The organism is Paenibacillus lycopersici, from assembly GCF_010119935.1.
Classification (GTDB): Bacteria; Bacillota; Bacilli; order Paenibacillales; family Paenibacillaceae; genus Paenibacillus_Z; species Paenibacillus_Z lycopersici.
In genome coordinates this window covers 723,913-738,799 of sequence record NZ_CP048209.1, presented here as the reverse complement: position 1 = coordinate 738,799, position 14,887 = coordinate 723,913, and the positions used below count along the sequence as shown (strand labels likewise).

The following is a 14,887-nucleotide window of genomic DNA, read 5'->3' as shown; positions in this document are numbered from 1 at the left end:
GCTAGCTTTAGCCGGCCTTTTCGGCGTTGAGGTGTCGCGGAGCATATGGATTGGTCGCCGGCATATGTCGTGTACTGGGTACAGTACATTGAGCCCATTCCGACACTTCTCCGCCAATACGAGAAAAGCCAGCTGCCGGCAGCTGGCCTCCTGTTCTTGTCTTATTAGTCCAGCCTAATGCTCCGCCTCCCCGAACATCGCATGAAGGCGATCGAACAAAGCCTTCAGCCGCGGAGCGGCTTCATCGCCGAACATCAGCTTCAAGTTTCCGTTCGAATCCTCCGCCGATTGGGAAGAATAGGCGTACATGACCGGCTCGTATGCCGCGATAGCCGCATCGATATCCTCGTGGCGCACGATCGCGAGCGCCAGCTCCATCGCGTCGCGCATCGCCAAATTCACGCCTTCCCCCGCGAAAGGCGACATCAAGTGCGCCGCGTCGCCGATCAGCGTAACCCCCGGCTTGCGCTCCCACCGCAGCCCGATCGGGAGCATGTAAATCCGCCGCGGCAGCAGCAGGTCTTCGGCCAGCGCGATGTAATTGCGCAGCATGCCGTCCCAATCGCCGAACCGCTCAAGCAGCGCCCGCTTCGCCTCCGCAGGCCGGTCGAACGGAATCCCGCACGTATCGAGCCAATCGCGCGCGGCTCTGAAGCTCGCATACACCTTGATGCTCCCGTTCCCGTTCAACTGCGCGAGAATCGCTTGACCCTCGTCGAGGGCGAACACTTTGCCCCGCTTGTTGAACGCGGCCAGACCGGGATGGGCGGCGGCATCCACGTTGAGCTCGATCATGGTCAAGCCGGAGTATTCGGGGCCCGCCTCCGTCAGCAGCGGCCGCACCCGCGAGAATGCGCCGTCGGCGCCGACGACGAGGTCGACGACATCGCGTTCCCCGTTCTCGAAGCGCAGCTCGTGCGTGCCGTCCGCCAGCGGCACCGCTTCAAGCAGCTTGAAGCCGTAACGGATGCGGTCCGGTTCGAGCGCGTTCAGGAGCAGCCCGCACAACGTGCCGCGGTCGATTTCCGGACGTCCGCCTTTCTCTTCCTCGTCAGCCGTCTCGTCCATGTACAGCTTCCCGCTTTTGTCCGTCAGCCGGAAATCCTCGCCCTCGTAACGGGCGATCGCGTCGAACTGCTCGTACAATCCCGCCTCCTTGAGCGCCAGCTGGCCCGAATCTTCATGAATGTCGAGCGATCCGCCCCGCTGACCGTTCGCGTCGGCCGGTTCGCGTTCGTACACGACAGCCGATATGCCGTGCTTCTGCAGAATGAGGGCCAGGGTCAAGCCGCCCGGTCCGCCGCCGATAATGGCGATGCGGCGGTTCTTCCGCCCCTGCTTCCGGGTTGTTTCGTTCGATGGCGTTGGTGTAGTTATTGTCATAATGACCAGCTCCTTATATGCAAGATCGGTTATTGGATTGATGGATGAACACCGGTTTATCCTATCGCGATGACTGCGCTCGTTAACGACAGCCTTATCATGCCCCCGGAAGATGAACGGAATATGAACGCCGAACAGGCCGCCTCGGTACCGAGGCGGCCTGTCATCGCATACGTCGCATACTATGATTCCAATCGAGTGCCTTCCGAAGCGGCATGCCGCGCCGGACTTACCCGTACATGCTCAGCATCGTCACGCTGATGTTCTTCACAAGGTCGTCCTTCAGCTCGATCTCCATCGCGAGCTTGGCGGTTTTGTCGATATAACCGATCGTGCTCGACGCTCCCTTAACGCTCCGCGTATAGAAGTCGTCCCCGTACAGCTTTACCGCGTCCGCCTTGGCGTCGCCGAGCTTCAGCCCTTTTGCCGTCGCGGACGCCGGTCCGATCATATAGCCCATGACGACATTGTCGATCGAGGTGTACTGATATGTCTCGTACATGAAAATAAAGCTCCGCCCGCCGTCGTTCAGCGTCCGGATCGGCTTCCCCATCTGCTCCACGAGCGCCTTCTCGTCGACGCCTAGCGCGACTTGCCCGCCCTTCTCCCCGCTCAAATCCGTCGATCCGACTTGGTCGATATACGTCATCGGCGTTTCGCTCTTGCTGCAGCCCGCCAGCATGCAGGTCAACAGGACGGCGAGCGCCAGGATCGTTATTCTTGGCCGCATGTTGTGCTTCTGCTCCTTCGTATTGCCATTCTCGTTCCTTCCATTCGCCGGCAGCGGCGCCGATTCCTGCCCCGGGAGAAGCAAAAAAGGCACGAACTTGTTACAGTTCGCACCTTCTGCCCGTTCAACCTATTCGCGGCTATCGCCAATGCCCTGCTCCTTGTCGCCCGCCGGCTCATAAGCAACGACGACGATATCCTCCGACATTTCGTCGCGAAGCTCCTGCTCGAATTGCTGCAGCCTTGCCAATACCAACCGATCCAATTGCGCAGGCGTATACTCCATCCGCGTCTCCTCCTCATGTACGTTTGTTCGTTCTACGTCTCAGTGTTAGCGGGAAGGAAGCCGCTTATACAACAGCGCTCATACCGATTGGGCATCCCGGTCCCGGCAACGCTTCAGATGCGGTAAAGCGAGGCTAGGCAAGCGTTTCGCGCGGAGGCATTCATCCGGCAGCACCCTTTCGCGGTTACGGCAAATCAATGAGCATGAACCGCGCGCCTTCGGCCGAATGCACGCTCAGCCGCGCCACATCCGTCATTCGGGCGGAATCGCTTCGCCCGAGCGTATGCTCGCCGTTCAACGTCACTTCGCCGGCCATGACGAAGAGGAAGAGCTTGCGCGCGGCATCGCCTTCGTACGTCACCGTCGCGCCGGCCTCGGGCTCGGACAGATAGATCGTCAGATCTTGATGAATGCTCACCATCGATTCGCCTTGAATCGTATTCGATACGATCGGAAGCAGCGCGTTCTTCATCGCCTGCATATCGTAAGCCTTCTGCTCGTAGGACGGCGTCAGCCCTTTCGATGCCGGCAGGAACCACATCTGCAGCAAATTCGCCACCTCGGTCTCGGACGCGTTCACCTCGGAATGCAGAATGCCCGAGCCCGCCGTCATCCGCTGCACCTCGCCGGGACGGATAAGGCCCGAGCCCCCCGTATTGTCTTCGTGCTTCAGCTCGCCTTTCATGACGACCGTCACGATTTCCATATCGCGGTGCGGGTGGATGCCGAAGCCGCGCGACGGCTGGATGTAATCTTCGTTGAGCACGCGCAGCGGGCCGAAACTCACGTTGTCGGGATCGTGATAATCCGCGAACGAGAAACTAAAATTAAATTGAAGCCAGCCCAGATCGCCGGAAAAGCGGGACGAAGCCGGATAGATCGCAATCATCGGAAGCACGCTCCTTTTTCAGCCTTTTTCGCTAAAAGCATTGCCTATTCACTTACTTTATGTAAGTATCATAGTGTGACCGATTAGAACTGTCAAGGAGGGGTTCCATGCACCACTTGTATATTCGCCATACCGTCGGAGGCCGGCTGTTTCTGGATTCCAAGAAGCACGGCGCTTCGTTCGAGATCGAACCTGCGGAAGGACGGGACGGCTGGAAAATCAGCATCGCTTGTCCCGATGCGGCCGTGGCCGAAGCGGTCTGCCGCAGCCGGGACGAGCTGAATATTTTCTTCGTGCCGGAAGACGCGCCGGACCGCAAAACATGGTTCTTCTCCACGCACGGAGAGGTCGAATACGACGGCCCGGGGAAACCGCTCGTCATCTGGGCGGACGGCCGGATCGACTACAACGTCTAGCCGTTCGGCCGGGCGGACGTTGGCCGGGCCTGAGGCTGGTTGGACCGGCGCCGGCCGGCCGGACAACCGCCTCCGGATGCGCGCCGCGCCTTCCCGACCTCCGCCTGCTCCTACCGCATGCATGCACGAACCGCTATACCCAAGCCCAGAAGAAGCCGTCCCGCTCCCAAGCTGCGCGCCCGCCGTGCAGCTTCTTGAACCTTTTCTTCACGGCTTTATCGATCGATACGTTTCCGTTCTCGTTGACGTAGACGAACGAATCGCCGTATTGCTCCCGAATGTGCGACACCGCCTGATCCTGATGCAGCTTGCCTGCCGACTTCAGCTCATCGAGCATCCACCGCGCGATTTCTTCCACCGCTTGTTCTTGCTGCTCCTGCAGCTCCTGCTCCATATTCCGTCACCTCCATCATGTTGAATATCCAGTTTACCAAAATTTGTTGCCACTTTCGCCTCCGTATGTCGTATCATTCTCATAAGCGCGCCCGCAAGCCGCACGGCCCGGGCCAAGACAGAGGAGGCGTTACGATGCAAGTTGTGGAACCGCAAGTCAGGAAGCCAAGAATGCAAGTAAGAGGCATCGTCTGGGTTGCCGTGCTGGTCCTCGTGGGACTGCTTATCGTCTTCAATTCATTCGCGACCGTGCAGTACGGCAATGTCGGCCTGTACAAGACGTTCGGCAAACTGAACGACAATGCGCTCTCGCCGGGCATTCATCTCAAAATTCCGTTCGTGCAGACCATTATCCAAGTCAATGTGCAGGTGACGAAAGCGGAGACCGACACGTCCGCCTCGTCCAAGGACCTGCAGCCGGTATCGACGCATGTCGCGGTCAACTATTCCGTCGACAAGTCGTCCGTCTACAAGCTGATGAACAATATCGGCGGCTCCTTCGACAACGTCATCGTCAATCCGGCGATTCAGGAAATCGTGAAGGAAGTCACCGCCCGCTATCCCGCGGAGGACTTGATCGCCAAACGGGATATCGTCGCCGGCGAGGTGCGCGATGCCCTGACGCAGCGCCTGGCGAAATACGATCTGGTCGTGAACGACATTAATATCGTCAATTTCAAGTTCTCCGATGCGTTCGACCAATCCATCGAAGCGAAGCAGGTCGCCCAGCAGCAGGCGCTCAAGGCCGAGAACGACTTGAAGCGCGTACAGATCGAAGCGCAGCAGAAAGTAGCGCAGGCTCAAGCGGACGCAGAGTCGCTCAAGCTGAAGAAGCAGGAAGTGACACCGGAGCTGATCCAGCTGAAGCAGATCGAGGTACAGGAGCAGGCGGTGGAGAAGTGGGACGGCAAATTGCCGAGCGTCACGGGCGGCGCGACGCCGTTCATCGATCTTAACGGGCTGAACGCGGGGTCCTCGCGGGCGGCCAGCGGCGGCGGGACGGAGAATAACGCGGCCGGCGGCGCTAACGATAGCGTATCGGCAGACGACGAAGCGGCGGCGCAGAAGTAAGCGGAACAGCAATTCAAGCGAGGCAGTAAGGCGAGCGGGGCAAGCGGCAGCGGCGAGAGCGGCGGCCGCTTGCCCTGTTTCTATAACTCTCCGTACTTGGGCCTTTGCATAGGCTAGCCCTGTGAACACGGTCGTTAATGCGCGCGGCTTTCTTTCCTTGCGACCAACAGCGCGTGGTAGTTAACGACCTTCAACCCCCTGGGCGTCCGGTTCCGGCGGAATATCGCCTCGACCTGCTTCAGGCATTCCTGCCGGACGATGGCCTTCAGCGACTCCTTCTGCCCGAAGCATTTCTTGATCAGCACGTCTTCCGGCCGCGACAAATATTCGACCTCGTCGAACAGCTGCAGCTCGACCTTCGCCAGCCCGCTGTCGCAGAGCTGGCGCTCGAACTGCACTCTCATCGTGTCCAGATGGCGGTCGGGCAGCGACTGATACAAGCCCGGGAAGAGACGGCGCAGTCCGCCGTCCGTGCCGCAATGATATAACGCCAGCACCGTGCCGCCGGGCTTCAGGATCCGATGTCCCTCCGCCGTTCTATTGTTGAACAGCCACGGCCCCTTCTTCGTATAGACGACATCGAAGGCATTGTCGCGGAAAGGCAGCGGCCCGGCCGCGTCCGCCGCGAGAAAGCTCGCTCCCGCGACCTTCTCTTCGTTCGCGGTCGCGATATAGCGCTCGTTCACGTCGATTCCGACGACCTCGCCGGCTTTGCCGGCAAACCGCTTCGTAAAGGCGCCATGGCCGCAGCCGACGTCCAGCACCTGCGCGTTCTCGTCCAGGAAGGCGGATATCCGGTCCGCGAAGACGAGTTCGGCCCGAGGCTCATCGAACTCCGACTGCCACGGATAGTTGTATTCCCCGCTCTCCAAAGCTACGTTGGCATGCCACTCCGCGCTCTGCGGCGTAATCCAATCGGGATGCTGCATCGGGTCGAATAATCGTGCCGTCATTTTCAACTTCACGCTCCCATCGAGGCCATCTGCTGCTTGGCCGAATCACTGCTAAGCCCCAACCGTCCGACTGCCGAATGGTCATCCGGCTGACTTACGCTTTCCACGACTCCTTCATCCAACCGCCCAGCGGATCGAGAACGTACGCGCACAGGCTGCGAAGCGCTTGCACGGATGCTGGCCGATGCAGCAGAGATCCACGTCGCTTCGTTCAGTCGCCCTGCCCGTTGCATCCGAGCCGCGAAGGACGGCCGTTTCCGCCTTCGCGCGACCGGGCAAGTCCTGTTCCATGAACCGCTGAATCCGACCCAGCATCGAAGAATGCGAACGCACGCCAATCCCCTCTACTCAATCCATTCCACATGGAATATCATATTCCTCCAACCGGATGCAGATCGCCTTCGCCGCCTTCGGAAATCGCACGGGCTTTCATGCGAGCAACCGCGTAAAACCACTTTGTTTAGCGAATCGGCACTACCTTTGTCACCCTTGCAGGGAGGCGCCTTTCCCGCCCCGAATAAGCTAAACATATTCCAAACGAAAGCGGAGTGATTAACCAATGGGAGCTGTCAAAAGCAAAGAAGCCGCTCTTGCACTGAACGTCAGTCAGACGACGATCAAACGTTGGGCCTCCTACTATCCGGCTGTTTTTCGTAAGGACCGGTTCGGTCATTATCTGTTCAACGAGCGCGACCTGGAGCTGCTCGGGTTGATCAAGGCCGCCATCGAGCGAGGCGAAACGATGGAACAAATCAAGCTGCCGACGCCGGGCATGGAGCAGCCGCGGCTGGACGAGGCGTTCCTCGAAACGGCCGCCAGCTCCGAGCTGCTGCGGACGGCGGACGACGACATGCTGACGCGCATCCTGCAAGTGGAGCAGCGCCTGGAGCAGAAAGCCGACGAGGTCGTCAACGCGCAAATCCGCCAGCACCGCGAGGAGCTGGAGGAGCTCCGGCGCATGATTGAGCAGATCGCCGCTTCCATCGAGTACACCCGTCATCCGCTCACCGCCATGGACGAGCTGCGCAAGAACGAACCGAAGGCGCCCGCCGCCGAAAAACCGCGCAAACGCGGCCTGTTCCGTTCGATGTTCATCTGGTTCTGACCCCCGCGATCCCCTGCCGCCGATCTCCGGCCTGCGTTCGCGATATCCTTGCCCGCCCTTTTGCTCCCTTAGGGAAGCCGAAGGGCATGCTTGCGTTTAGGCCGTTTTCGTTTTACAATCCGCACAGGCAGACTTCGAGATGACTCCCTCCGCCTGCCCGCCGATAGTCATCCGCTAGCTCAAGGAGGCGTATCCGACTGAGAAGATCCATCAAGACGCAACTGATTATCAGCTTCTTCCTCGTCATGCTGCCGGTCGTGGCGTTCCTGATCGCCAACACGCTGTACGCCAAGAACGTCGTACGGGACAAGGTATCCGAGACCTATCGCAGCACGCTGGATATTTTCGGCGACAAGACGGACCGCTCCTTGAACGAAATCAGCAATTACGTCAACAAGATGGCCGTGCTCGATTACGACATCGGCTTGCTGTCCTCCTTCCCGTACGGAAGCGATTATTATTACTTGACCAAAATCCGCATCCAGAACAAGCTGCAGCGCGATATCGTGTTCTACAGTCCCGTCGATACGTTGTTCGTCTACAGCGCCAACGACATGTTCTTCAGCACCACCAGCACCTACTCGCGCTTGAAAGCGCTCCTGACCGACCGGGTAGCGGGCATCGTGAAGAGCGCCGCGACCGACAAGTCGGACAACTGGCAAACCTGGCACGACAGCCGCCTGGAGGGCGAGGATTTCCTCGTGCACGTGACGGAAGTGCCGAACAGCGCGATTTATGTAGGCGCTATCGTCCCCATCTCCGAGCTGGTGAACCAGCTGTCCATTCAGTGGAAGGACGGCGACATCGGAGAGAGCGCGATCTACAGCAACGACGGAAGACGGCTCGGCGACGATGTCGACGGCGGCTGGTTCCCGCTTGCCGATAAGCGCGCGCTGCAGAACGACCAGCCGTACCACTACGTAACGGACCCGCAGACCAAACGGCGCTATCTGGTCATGAGCCGTCCGAGCGCGCACGCGGATTTCACGACGAGCATACTCGTGCCCGAAAGCTATATTTTGCAAGCGCTTCCGTTCTACCAGAAAGCGACCTATTTCATGACGTTCGGCCTCGTGTTCATCTTCGCGCTGTACCTGCTCTTCATCCGGCATATGCTGTTCAAGCCGCTGCAGCTGCTGATCGGCGGGATGCGGAAGCTGACGTTCGGCAACCTGGACGTCCGGCTCGAGACGAACAACACGATCGAATTCGTGTTCATGGCCAACGCGTTCAATACGATGGCGAAGCAGATCAAGGAATTGAAGATCGGCATGTACGAGGAGCAGCTGCGCGCCCAGAAATTCGAGCTCAAGCAGCTCCAGGCGCAGATCAACCCGCATTTCTACATGAACAGCCTGAATATCATCTATAACTACGCGGCGCTGAAAGATACCGATTCCGTCAAGAAAATGTCGCTCCATCTGGCCGATTACTTCCGCTTCATCATGCGCGTCAACCGCGACCTGATTACGCTGGAGGAAGAATTGAAGCATATCGGCAATTATATGGACATCCAGAAATTCCGGTTTCCGAACAAGCTGTCCTGCGATATCGACGTATCTCCGTCGCTGCTGTCGCTTGCGCTGCCGGCCTTGACCGTACAGCCGTTCGTGGAGAACGCCATCATTCACGGCTTCGCCAATCACCGGAAGCCGTTCGCCATTACGATTCGCGGCCATGCCTTCCATGAAGGCCAAGCGGCGTTCCTGCTGCTGACGATCGAGGACAGCGGGGCGGGCTTCCCCGAGGAGGTCCTGAAGCGCGTCAACGACGGCGACGCCTCGGCCGTCCCGGAGAATGCCTCCGGCGGCCTCGGCATTATGAACGTTATTCAGCGGCTGCGGCTGCGCTACGAAGGAATGGCCGGCGTTCGCTTGTATACCGCGGCCGGCGGCGGCGCCGGCGTGCGCGTCATTCTGCCCATCGCCGAAGAGAAGGAACTGACGGTCGCGACTGAAAAGGAGAATGCACATGCGCTATAACTTATTGGTCGTCGACGACGAGGAAATCGCCGTCCGCGGCATCGTGGAAGGCATCGACTGGTCCGATCTGCCATTCGACCGGATTCTGACCGCGATCGATGCCGAAGAGGCCAAACAGATCTTCAACGAGCAGCCCGTCCACGTGATGATCTCGGATATCGACATGCCGATGGAGAACGGCATTCAGCTGCTGGAATGGGTCAACGCGCATTCCCCGGCGACGGAGACGATCTTCCTGACGGGACATGCCGACTTCCGCTTCGCCCAGCAGGCCGTCCAATTGGCCAGCTTCGACTATCTGCTGAAGCCGATCGACCATGAAGTGCTGAAGGGCTGCGTCGTACGGGCGCTGTCCGCGGTGCGCGAACGCGAGCGCGAAGATGCCGTCAATCAGACCTACGCCTATTATTACGACCAGTGGAACCGCCAGCTTCCGCTGCTGGTGGAACGGATGTGGCAGGACATTCTGCAGGGGCGGACCGCGTCCGTCCGCGAGCTGGAAGCAATGTTCAGCCTGTACGGGCTGCCGCTCGATCCCGGCAAGCACATCCTCCCCGTCCTCGTCAGCGTCGAGGAATGGAAGGTGGAATGGAACGCGCGCGACGAGGAAATCATGGCCTACGCGATCAAGAACGCCGCCTCGGAGATGCTGCTCGATGGCCGGCCCGGCCATGTCGTGCAGGACGGCGGGCTGATCTTCGCGCTGCTGTACGCCCCCGAGCCGGGCGATGCCGCTCTTGCGGACGCCGGGCAGCCGTCGACGCCGCCGACGCTGCCGGCGCGCGCCGGGGAGTTCATCCGCAAGAGCGGCCAATATCTCTATGCGGTCGTCTCCTGCTACATCGGCGAGGCGGTGCCCGTCGCCGAGCTTCGTCAAGCCGTTCTGCAGCTGGCGGAGCTGGAACGGACGAACGTCGGCCGGACCGGCGGCGTCTTCCGCAGCTCCGACAGCAAGCAGACGCTGCCGAAGAAATGCGGCGTCCCGCAGCCGAATGCGCAGGAATGGAGCGCGCTCGCGGAGGCCGGCAAGCTCAAGGAGCTGGAAGCGCGCATCGAAGAGCAGTTCGGGCTGCTGCAGCGCGACCAGCCGGACCACGCTTATCTGGTCCAGTATTATTACGGGGCGGTGAACGCCATCTTCCAGCTGCTGCAGCGGCGCGGCCTGTCCGTGGACGAGCTGTACCCGGGCGACGACTGGCGCGGCGGCGAGCAGCTGTTCAAGTCGCTGCCCGCCATGAAGAACTGGACGCAGCAATCGTTCGGCCGGGCGGCGGCGTATTTCGGCACCCGGGAGAAGGAAGCTTCCGTGACGGTGAACAAAGTGAAGCGGTTCATGGAGGCGAACCTGCACGAGGAGATGAACCGGGAAGCGATCGCCGGCCATGTCCATCTGAATCCGGCCTATCTCTCGCGCTTGTTCCGCCGCGAGACCGGCCTGTCGCTCACGGAGTATATGGTCGAGCTGCGCATGCGCAAGGCACAGCAGGAGCTGACGGAGACGGACGCGAAGATCAGCGACATCGCGCTCGGCGTCGGTTACTGCAACTTCTCGCATTTCGCCAAGCAGTTCAAGAAGGCGACGGGGCTGACGCCCCAGGAGTTCAGGCGCGGCTGCCGGCCGGCCGCCGCGGAATAAGCGGCCGCGTGCAGGCCGTCGAGGCGGGCTGCCGCCGACCCGGCGGGCAGCGTACGCGCGAATTAACATCGCATGCCAGAAAGAAGTCACAGGAGCATTAGCAAGGTCACGGCGCCGATAGAACCGGCGCCTTTTTTTATTTTACAATAGGCTCACATAACGGAGCTCAGAATGGATCACGAAGGGGGAAAGGCGATGGCGCAACTGGAGGCGATTCCAATCGGCAAGCCCGCACCGAAGAAACGGTCGCAGGCGCTGATGCTGCACATAAGGAAGTTCTGGATGTTCTACCTCATGCTGCTGCCCGGCGTTATATTGTTCGTGCTCAACAACTACCTGCCGATGTTCGGCATCATCATCGCGTTCAAGACGGTCAATTATACGGACGGCATTCTGCGTAGCCCTTGGGCGGGGCTGAGCAACTTCAGCTATCTGTTCAAGACGTCCGACGCCTGGATCATTACGCGCAATACGCTCGGCTACAATTCCTTGTTCATCGTGCTCAATCTGTTCATCCCGCTGGCGTTCGCGCTGATGCTTAACGAAATGCGCAGCCGGTTTCTCTCCAAGCTCCACCAGACGATCATGTTCCTGCCTTACTTCCTGTCCATGATCGTCATGTCGTACCTGGTGTTCGGCTTCCTGAGCGACGAGCACGGCTTCATGAACGGCACCTTGCTGCCCGCGCTTCATCTGGAGCCGATCCGGTGGTATTTCACCAAGGAAGTGTGGCCGTTCATCCTCCCGCTCGTCAATCTATGGCGCGGCATGGGCTATTACACCGTCATGTATATGGCGGCCATCATCGGCATCGACGAAGAATACTACGAAGCGGCGACGATCGACGGCGCCTCCAAGTGGCAGCAGATGAAGAGCATCACGATTCCGCTCATTTCCCCGGTGCTGACGATCGTCACGCTGCTGCAGGTCGGCCGGATCTTCAACGCGGACTTCGGCTTGTTCTTCCAGGTGCCGCGCGAATCGGGCGTGCTCTTCCCGGTCACGAACGTCATCGACACGTACGTGTACCGCACGTTCCTTACCGTCGGCGACATCGGCTTGTCCTCCGCGGCGGGCCTGCTGCAGTCCGTCATCGGTTTCGCCCTTGTCTTCTTCGCCAACTGGATCGTCCGGCGATTCAATCGCGAGAGCGCGCTGTTCTAGCAAGCGGCAGCGGCTTACGCCTATGCTTCCGATGCAGTTTTGCCGACTCGCCTATAGCCAGGCATCGTTCATGGCAAAACTTTTAGAAAGGAGAATTCTATGGCTCACGCAACCACCGCCTCGGCGCACGCGACATCCAATCCCAAGAACACCTTGGGCCGTCCCGCGGCTTTCGGCATCCAGCTGTTCTTCTTCATCTACTCGATCCTTTGCCTGATTCCGCTCGTGCTTCTCGTCATGGTATCCTTCTCCGAGGAAGCCTCGATCGTGCGGGGCGGCTATAAATTCTGGCCCGACCATTTCAGTCTGGCGGCGTACCGGTTTCTCGGCAACGATATCGGCCAGATCGTCCACTCGTACGGCATTTCGATTATCGTCACCGTCGTCGGCACCGCGCTCAGCATGCTGATCATCGCCTTGTATGCTTATCCGATCTCGCGGTCGCATTTCAAGCCCGGCAGCTGGTTCACCTTCTTCGCCTTCTTCACGATGCTGTTCTCCGGCGGTCTTGTTCCCTGGTATCTCGTCTACGTGCAGTTCCTGGACTTGAAGGATACGCTGTGGGCGCTGATCATGCCGCAGCTGATGTCGGCGTTCTGGGTGCTCGTCATGCGGACCTTCTTCCAGACGACGATCCCCGGCCAGGTGCTGGAATCCGCCAAGATCGACGGCGCGGGCGAGCTGCGCATCTTCTGGCAGATCGTGCTTCCGCTGTCCTTGCCCGTATTGGCTACGGTCGCGCTGTTCCAGACGCTCGCTTACTGGAACGACTGGTTCCTCAGTCTCGTGTTCATCACCGGCGACCATAACATCTCCGTGCAGTACCTGATGTACAAAATGATGGCGAACATTCAGTATCTCTCCACCAATCCGACCGCCGCCAACGCCATTGCCGCCGCGGGAGGCATGGTGAATTTCCCTAGCGAAACGGTGCGCATGGCAATGGTCATCGTCGGCATCGGTCCGATCGTCCTGGCCTATCCGTTCTTCCAGAAGTATTTCATCAAAGGCCTTACCGTCGGCGCCGTCAAAGGCTGACGCGAAGCGGAAGCGCCACAAGCGCAGCCGTTCGGCGGCACGGCCAACATCGGTTTCACCCGGGCAACCGGATAAGCATAGCTATTATCATTTGGGAGGTCGACCTTATGAAACCCATGCAACGCCAAGCTTCCGCCATACTCGTCGGACTTTTCAGCCTGTCGCTCGTTCTGTCCGCTTGCGGCAACTCAAACACAGACAAAAGCGCCGCCGGCAGCAATGCGAACACGGGCAGCGACACGCCAGCCGCAACAACCGACAACGGCGGCAAGACCGACAACCAATCAGCGGATTCGGACGCCGCCAAGCTCAAGCCTTATAAGCTGAAGCTGATTTACGAAGGTCCGCCGCAGCCGGACGAAGCGAAGGTCGAAGAAGCGCTCAACAAAATCCTGACCGCCAAAATCAATGCCACGATCGACCTCGCGCCAATCGACTGGGGCGCTTGGGACGACAAGATGAACCTGATCATCGCTTCCCGCGAGCCGGTAGACATTCTGTTCACCGCGCAGTGGAACGGTTATTCCAAGAACGTCGCCAAAGGCGCGTACATCGACCTCGGCGACTTGCTGAAGAAATACGGCCAAGGCATCACGGACTCCCTCGATCCCGCGTTCCTGGAAGGCTCCAAGATCGACGGCAAGAATTACGGCATTCCGACGAACAAAGAGCTGGCTACCGCAGCGGGCGTCGTCTACCGCAAGGACATCGCCGATGAGCTCGGACTCGACATGAGCACCGTCAAATCGCCTGAAGATCTCGACGCCATCTACAAAATCGTCAAAGAGAAGAAGCCGGACATGATTCCGCTGTACACGCAAGGCGGCATTTTCGCCAACTTCCTGACCGAGTTCGACTTCCTCGGCGACGGCACGATCCCGGGGGCGATCTCCAAGGAAAGCTCCGACACGAAGGTGCAGATGATCGAGGACTTCGATATTTACAAACGCTACCTGAAGCTGGCGCATGACTATTTCCAGAAGGGCTACATCAACAAAGACGCCGCGACGACGCAGCTCTCCAGCGGCGACGCCTACAAAGGCGGCAACGTCTTCTCGACGATCGAGCCGCTCAAACCGGGCAAAGACGCGGAAATCGCCAACGCGGCAGGCCTCGGCGGCAAGCTCGCCGAGATCTACCTGACGGGCAAAACCGTCTCCACCGGCGAGACGGCAGGCGCGATGCTGGCCATCTCGTCGACGTCCAAAGATCCGGACCGCGCGATGATGTTCATCAACCTGCTGCACACGGACAAAGAAATCGTCAACCTGCTCAACTTCGGCATCGAAGGCACGCACTATACGCGCGAAGGCGAAATCATGACGCCAACGGCGCAGACGCCGCAATACTCGCCGGGCGTCGCATGGGAGCTCGGCAACCAATTCCTGAACTACGTATGGAATACCGAAGATCCAAACAAGTGGGAGCAATTCAAAGAGTTCAATAAAGACGCCAAAGCCTCCCCTGCGCTCGGCTTCGTCTTCAACAGCGATAACGTCAAAGCGGAAATCGGCGCGCTGGCCAACGTAACGAAGCAGTATCAGAAAGCGCTCGAAACCGGCTCCGTCGATCCGGACAAAGTACTGCCCGAATACGTCGCGGCGCTCAAAGCGGCCGGCGTCGAGAAGGTCATCGCGGAGAAGCAGAAGCAATTCGACGCATTCCTCGCCAGCAAGAAATAAGCGAAGCCGACGGTATCAAGTACGACACCATGCATAACGTGCTCCGGGGGCAGCGCCGCGGCGGGTCCGCTGCCTGCCCCGGGCATGCACGGCACGGTACGAGAAAAGCCTTATCCCTAATCAACGGGATAAGGCTTTTCTCGTAGATCAACCTGCGCGC

The 14,887-nt window shown here is 59.5% G+C and carries 15 protein-coding genes; 8 read left to right on the top strand and 7 right to left on the bottom strand.

Going from position 1 to position 14,887, the window contains the following annotated elements; genetic code table 11:
* Positions 1-174: 174 nt before the first annotated feature.
* The 4 genes from GXP70_RS03340 to GXP70_RS03325 form a co-directional block, all read right to left on the bottom strand.
* Entirely contained in the window at positions 175-1,383 is a 1,209-nt protein-coding gene (locus tag GXP70_RS03340) for an FAD-dependent oxidoreductase (RefSeq protein WP_162355156.1), read from the bottom strand.
* A 229-nt stretch (positions 1,384-1,612) separates the two neighbouring features.
* Positions 1,613-2,113 carry a hypothetical protein gene (locus GXP70_RS03335; RefSeq protein WP_162355155.1) on the bottom strand — a complete coding sequence of 167 codons (501 nt, stop codon included), beginning with the start codon at positions 2,111-2,113 and terminating at the stop codon, positions 1,613-1,615.
* A gap of 129 nt (positions 2,114-2,242) precedes the next feature.
* Positions 2,243-2,398, bottom strand: coding sequence for a hypothetical protein (locus GXP70_RS03330; RefSeq protein WP_162355154.1), 156 nt, complete (start codon positions 2,396-2,398; stop codon positions 2,243-2,245).
* Positions 2,399-2,582: 184 nt separating this feature from the next.
* Complete coding sequence (locus tag GXP70_RS03325; protein ID WP_162355153.1) at positions 2,583-3,287, bottom strand: pirin family protein; 705 nt, start codon at positions 3,285-3,287, stop codon at positions 2,583-2,585.
* Between the two features lie 107 nt (positions 3,288-3,394).
* On the opposite strand from GXP70_RS03325, the gene GXP70_RS03320 reads away from it, so the two are divergent.
* A complete protein-coding gene (locus GXP70_RS03320; protein WP_162355152.1) occupies positions 3,395-3,703 on the top strand; it encodes a hypothetical protein in 309 nt (102 codons plus the stop codon).
* A 133-nt stretch (positions 3,704-3,836) separates the two neighbouring features.
* Here GXP70_RS03320 and GXP70_RS03315 read toward each other — a convergent pair whose 3' ends face one another.
* Complete coding sequence (locus GXP70_RS03315; RefSeq protein WP_162355151.1) at positions 3,837-4,097, bottom strand: DUF6953 family protein; 261 nt, start codon at positions 4,095-4,097, stop codon at positions 3,837-3,839.
* A gap of 134 nt (positions 4,098-4,231) precedes the next feature.
* Between GXP70_RS03315 and GXP70_RS03310 the strand changes: the two genes are divergently transcribed.
* Positions 4,232-5,167, top strand: a complete 936-nt coding sequence (locus GXP70_RS03310) for a prohibitin family protein (protein ID WP_162355150.1) — start codon at positions 4,232-4,234, stop codon at positions 5,165-5,167.
* A 134-nt stretch (positions 5,168-5,301) separates the two neighbouring features.
* Here the strand turns inward: GXP70_RS03310 and GXP70_RS03305 are convergent, their stop codons facing one another.
* Both GXP70_RS03305 and GXP70_RS30235 read right to left on the bottom strand, forming a co-directional pair.
* Positions 5,302-6,120 carry a class I SAM-dependent methyltransferase gene (locus GXP70_RS03305; protein WP_162355149.1) on the bottom strand — a complete coding sequence of 273 codons (819 nt, stop codon included), beginning with the start codon at positions 6,118-6,120 and terminating at the stop codon, positions 5,302-5,304.
* Between the two features lie 114 nt (positions 6,121-6,234).
* Positions 6,235-6,411, bottom strand: a complete 177-nt coding sequence (locus GXP70_RS30235) for a nucleotidyltransferase domain-containing protein (protein ID WP_162355148.1) — start codon at positions 6,409-6,411, stop codon at positions 6,235-6,237.
* 268 nt (positions 6,412-6,679) lie between these two features.
* Between GXP70_RS30235 and GXP70_RS03295 the strand changes: the two genes are divergently transcribed.
* The 6 genes from GXP70_RS03295 to GXP70_RS03270 all read left to right on the top strand — a co-directional run bounded on the left by GXP70_RS03295 (position 6,680) and on the right by GXP70_RS03270 (position 14,727).
* Entirely contained in the window at positions 6,680-7,225 is a 546-nt protein-coding gene (locus GXP70_RS03295) for a MerR family transcriptional regulator (RefSeq protein WP_162355147.1), read from the top strand.
* A gap of 245 nt (positions 7,226-7,470) precedes the next feature.
* Complete coding sequence (locus tag GXP70_RS03290; protein WP_162355146.1) at positions 7,471-9,207, top strand: sensor histidine kinase; 1,737 nt, start codon at positions 7,471-7,473, stop codon at positions 9,205-9,207.
* Positions 9,197-10,843, top strand: coding sequence for a response regulator transcription factor (locus tag GXP70_RS03285; RefSeq protein WP_162355145.1), 1,647 nt, complete (start codon positions 9,197-9,199; stop codon positions 10,841-10,843). The genes GXP70_RS03290 and GXP70_RS03285 overlap by 11 nt, the downstream gene beginning before the upstream one ends.
* A gap of 195 nt (positions 10,844-11,038) precedes the next feature.
* On the top strand, positions 11,039-12,007 hold the full coding sequence (locus tag GXP70_RS03280; RefSeq protein ID WP_162355144.1) for an ABC transporter permease: 969 nt from the start codon (positions 11,039-11,041) through the stop codon (positions 12,005-12,007).
* A 99-nt stretch (positions 12,008-12,106) separates the two neighbouring features.
* Positions 12,107-13,045 carry a carbohydrate ABC transporter permease gene (locus tag GXP70_RS03275; protein ID WP_162355143.1) on the top strand — a complete coding sequence of 313 codons (939 nt, stop codon included), beginning with the start codon at positions 12,107-12,109 and terminating at the stop codon, positions 13,043-13,045.
* A 107-nt stretch (positions 13,046-13,152) separates the two neighbouring features.
* The gene (locus GXP70_RS03270; RefSeq protein WP_162355142.1) at positions 13,153-14,727 is read left to right on the top strand and encodes an ABC transporter substrate-binding protein; all 1,575 of its coding nucleotides are present in this window, start codon (positions 13,153-13,155) and stop codon (positions 14,725-14,727) included.
* Positions 14,728-14,887: the final 160 nt, after the last annotated feature.

Bases quoted from the DNA above. Each gene is read 5' to 3' on its own strand.
- GXP70_RS03320 (WP_162355152.1), top strand. From the start codon at position 3,395: ATGCACCACTTGTATATTCGCCATACCGTCGGAGGCCGGCTGTTTCTG.
- GXP70_RS03310 (WP_162355150.1), top strand. From the start codon at position 4,232: ATGCAAGTTGTGGAACCGCAAGTCAGGAAGCCAAGAATGCAAGTAAGA.
- GXP70_RS03285 (WP_162355145.1), top strand. From the start codon at position 9,197: ATGCGCTATAACTTATTGGTCGTCGACGACGAGGAAATCGCCGTCCGC.
- GXP70_RS03305 (WP_162355149.1), bottom strand. From the start codon at position 6,120: ATGACGGCACGATTATTCGACCCGATGCAGCATCCCGATTGGATTACG.
- GXP70_RS03315 (WP_162355151.1), bottom strand. From the start codon at position 4,097: ATGGAGCAGGAGCTGCAGGAGCAGCAAGAACAAGCGGTGGAAGAAATC.
- GXP70_RS03290 (WP_162355146.1), top strand. From the start codon at position 7,471: ATGCTGCCGGTCGTGGCGTTCCTGATCGCCAACACGCTGTACGCCAAG.
- GXP70_RS03335 (WP_162355155.1), bottom strand. From the start codon at position 2,113: ATGCGGCCAAGAATAACGATCCTGGCGCTCGCCGTCCTGTTGACCTGC.
- GXP70_RS03325 (WP_162355153.1), bottom strand. From the start codon at position 3,287: ATGATTGCGATCTATCCGGCTTCGTCCCGCTTTTCCGGCGATCTGGGC.
- GXP70_RS03270 (WP_162355142.1), top strand. From the start codon at position 13,153: ATGAAACCCATGCAACGCCAAGCTTCCGCCATACTCGTCGGACTTTTC.
- GXP70_RS03280 (WP_162355144.1), top strand. From the start codon at position 11,039: ATGGCGCAACTGGAGGCGATTCCAATCGGCAAGCCCGCACCGAAGAAA.
- GXP70_RS03295 (WP_162355147.1), top strand. From the start codon at position 6,680: ATGGGAGCTGTCAAAAGCAAAGAAGCCGCTCTTGCACTGAACGTCAGT.
- GXP70_RS03330 (WP_162355154.1), bottom strand. From the start codon at position 2,398: ATGGAGTATACGCCTGCGCAATTGGATCGGTTGGTATTGGCAAGGCTG.
- GXP70_RS03275 (WP_162355143.1), top strand. From the start codon at position 12,107: ATGGCTCACGCAACCACCGCCTCGGCGCACGCGACATCCAATCCCAAG.
- GXP70_RS30235 (WP_162355148.1), bottom strand. From the start codon at position 6,411: ATGGAACAGGACTTGCCCGGTCGCGCGAAGGCGGAAACGGCCGTCCTT.
- GXP70_RS03340 (WP_162355156.1), bottom strand. From the start codon at position 1,383: ATGACAATAACTACACCAACGCCATCGAACGAAACAACCCGGAAGCAG.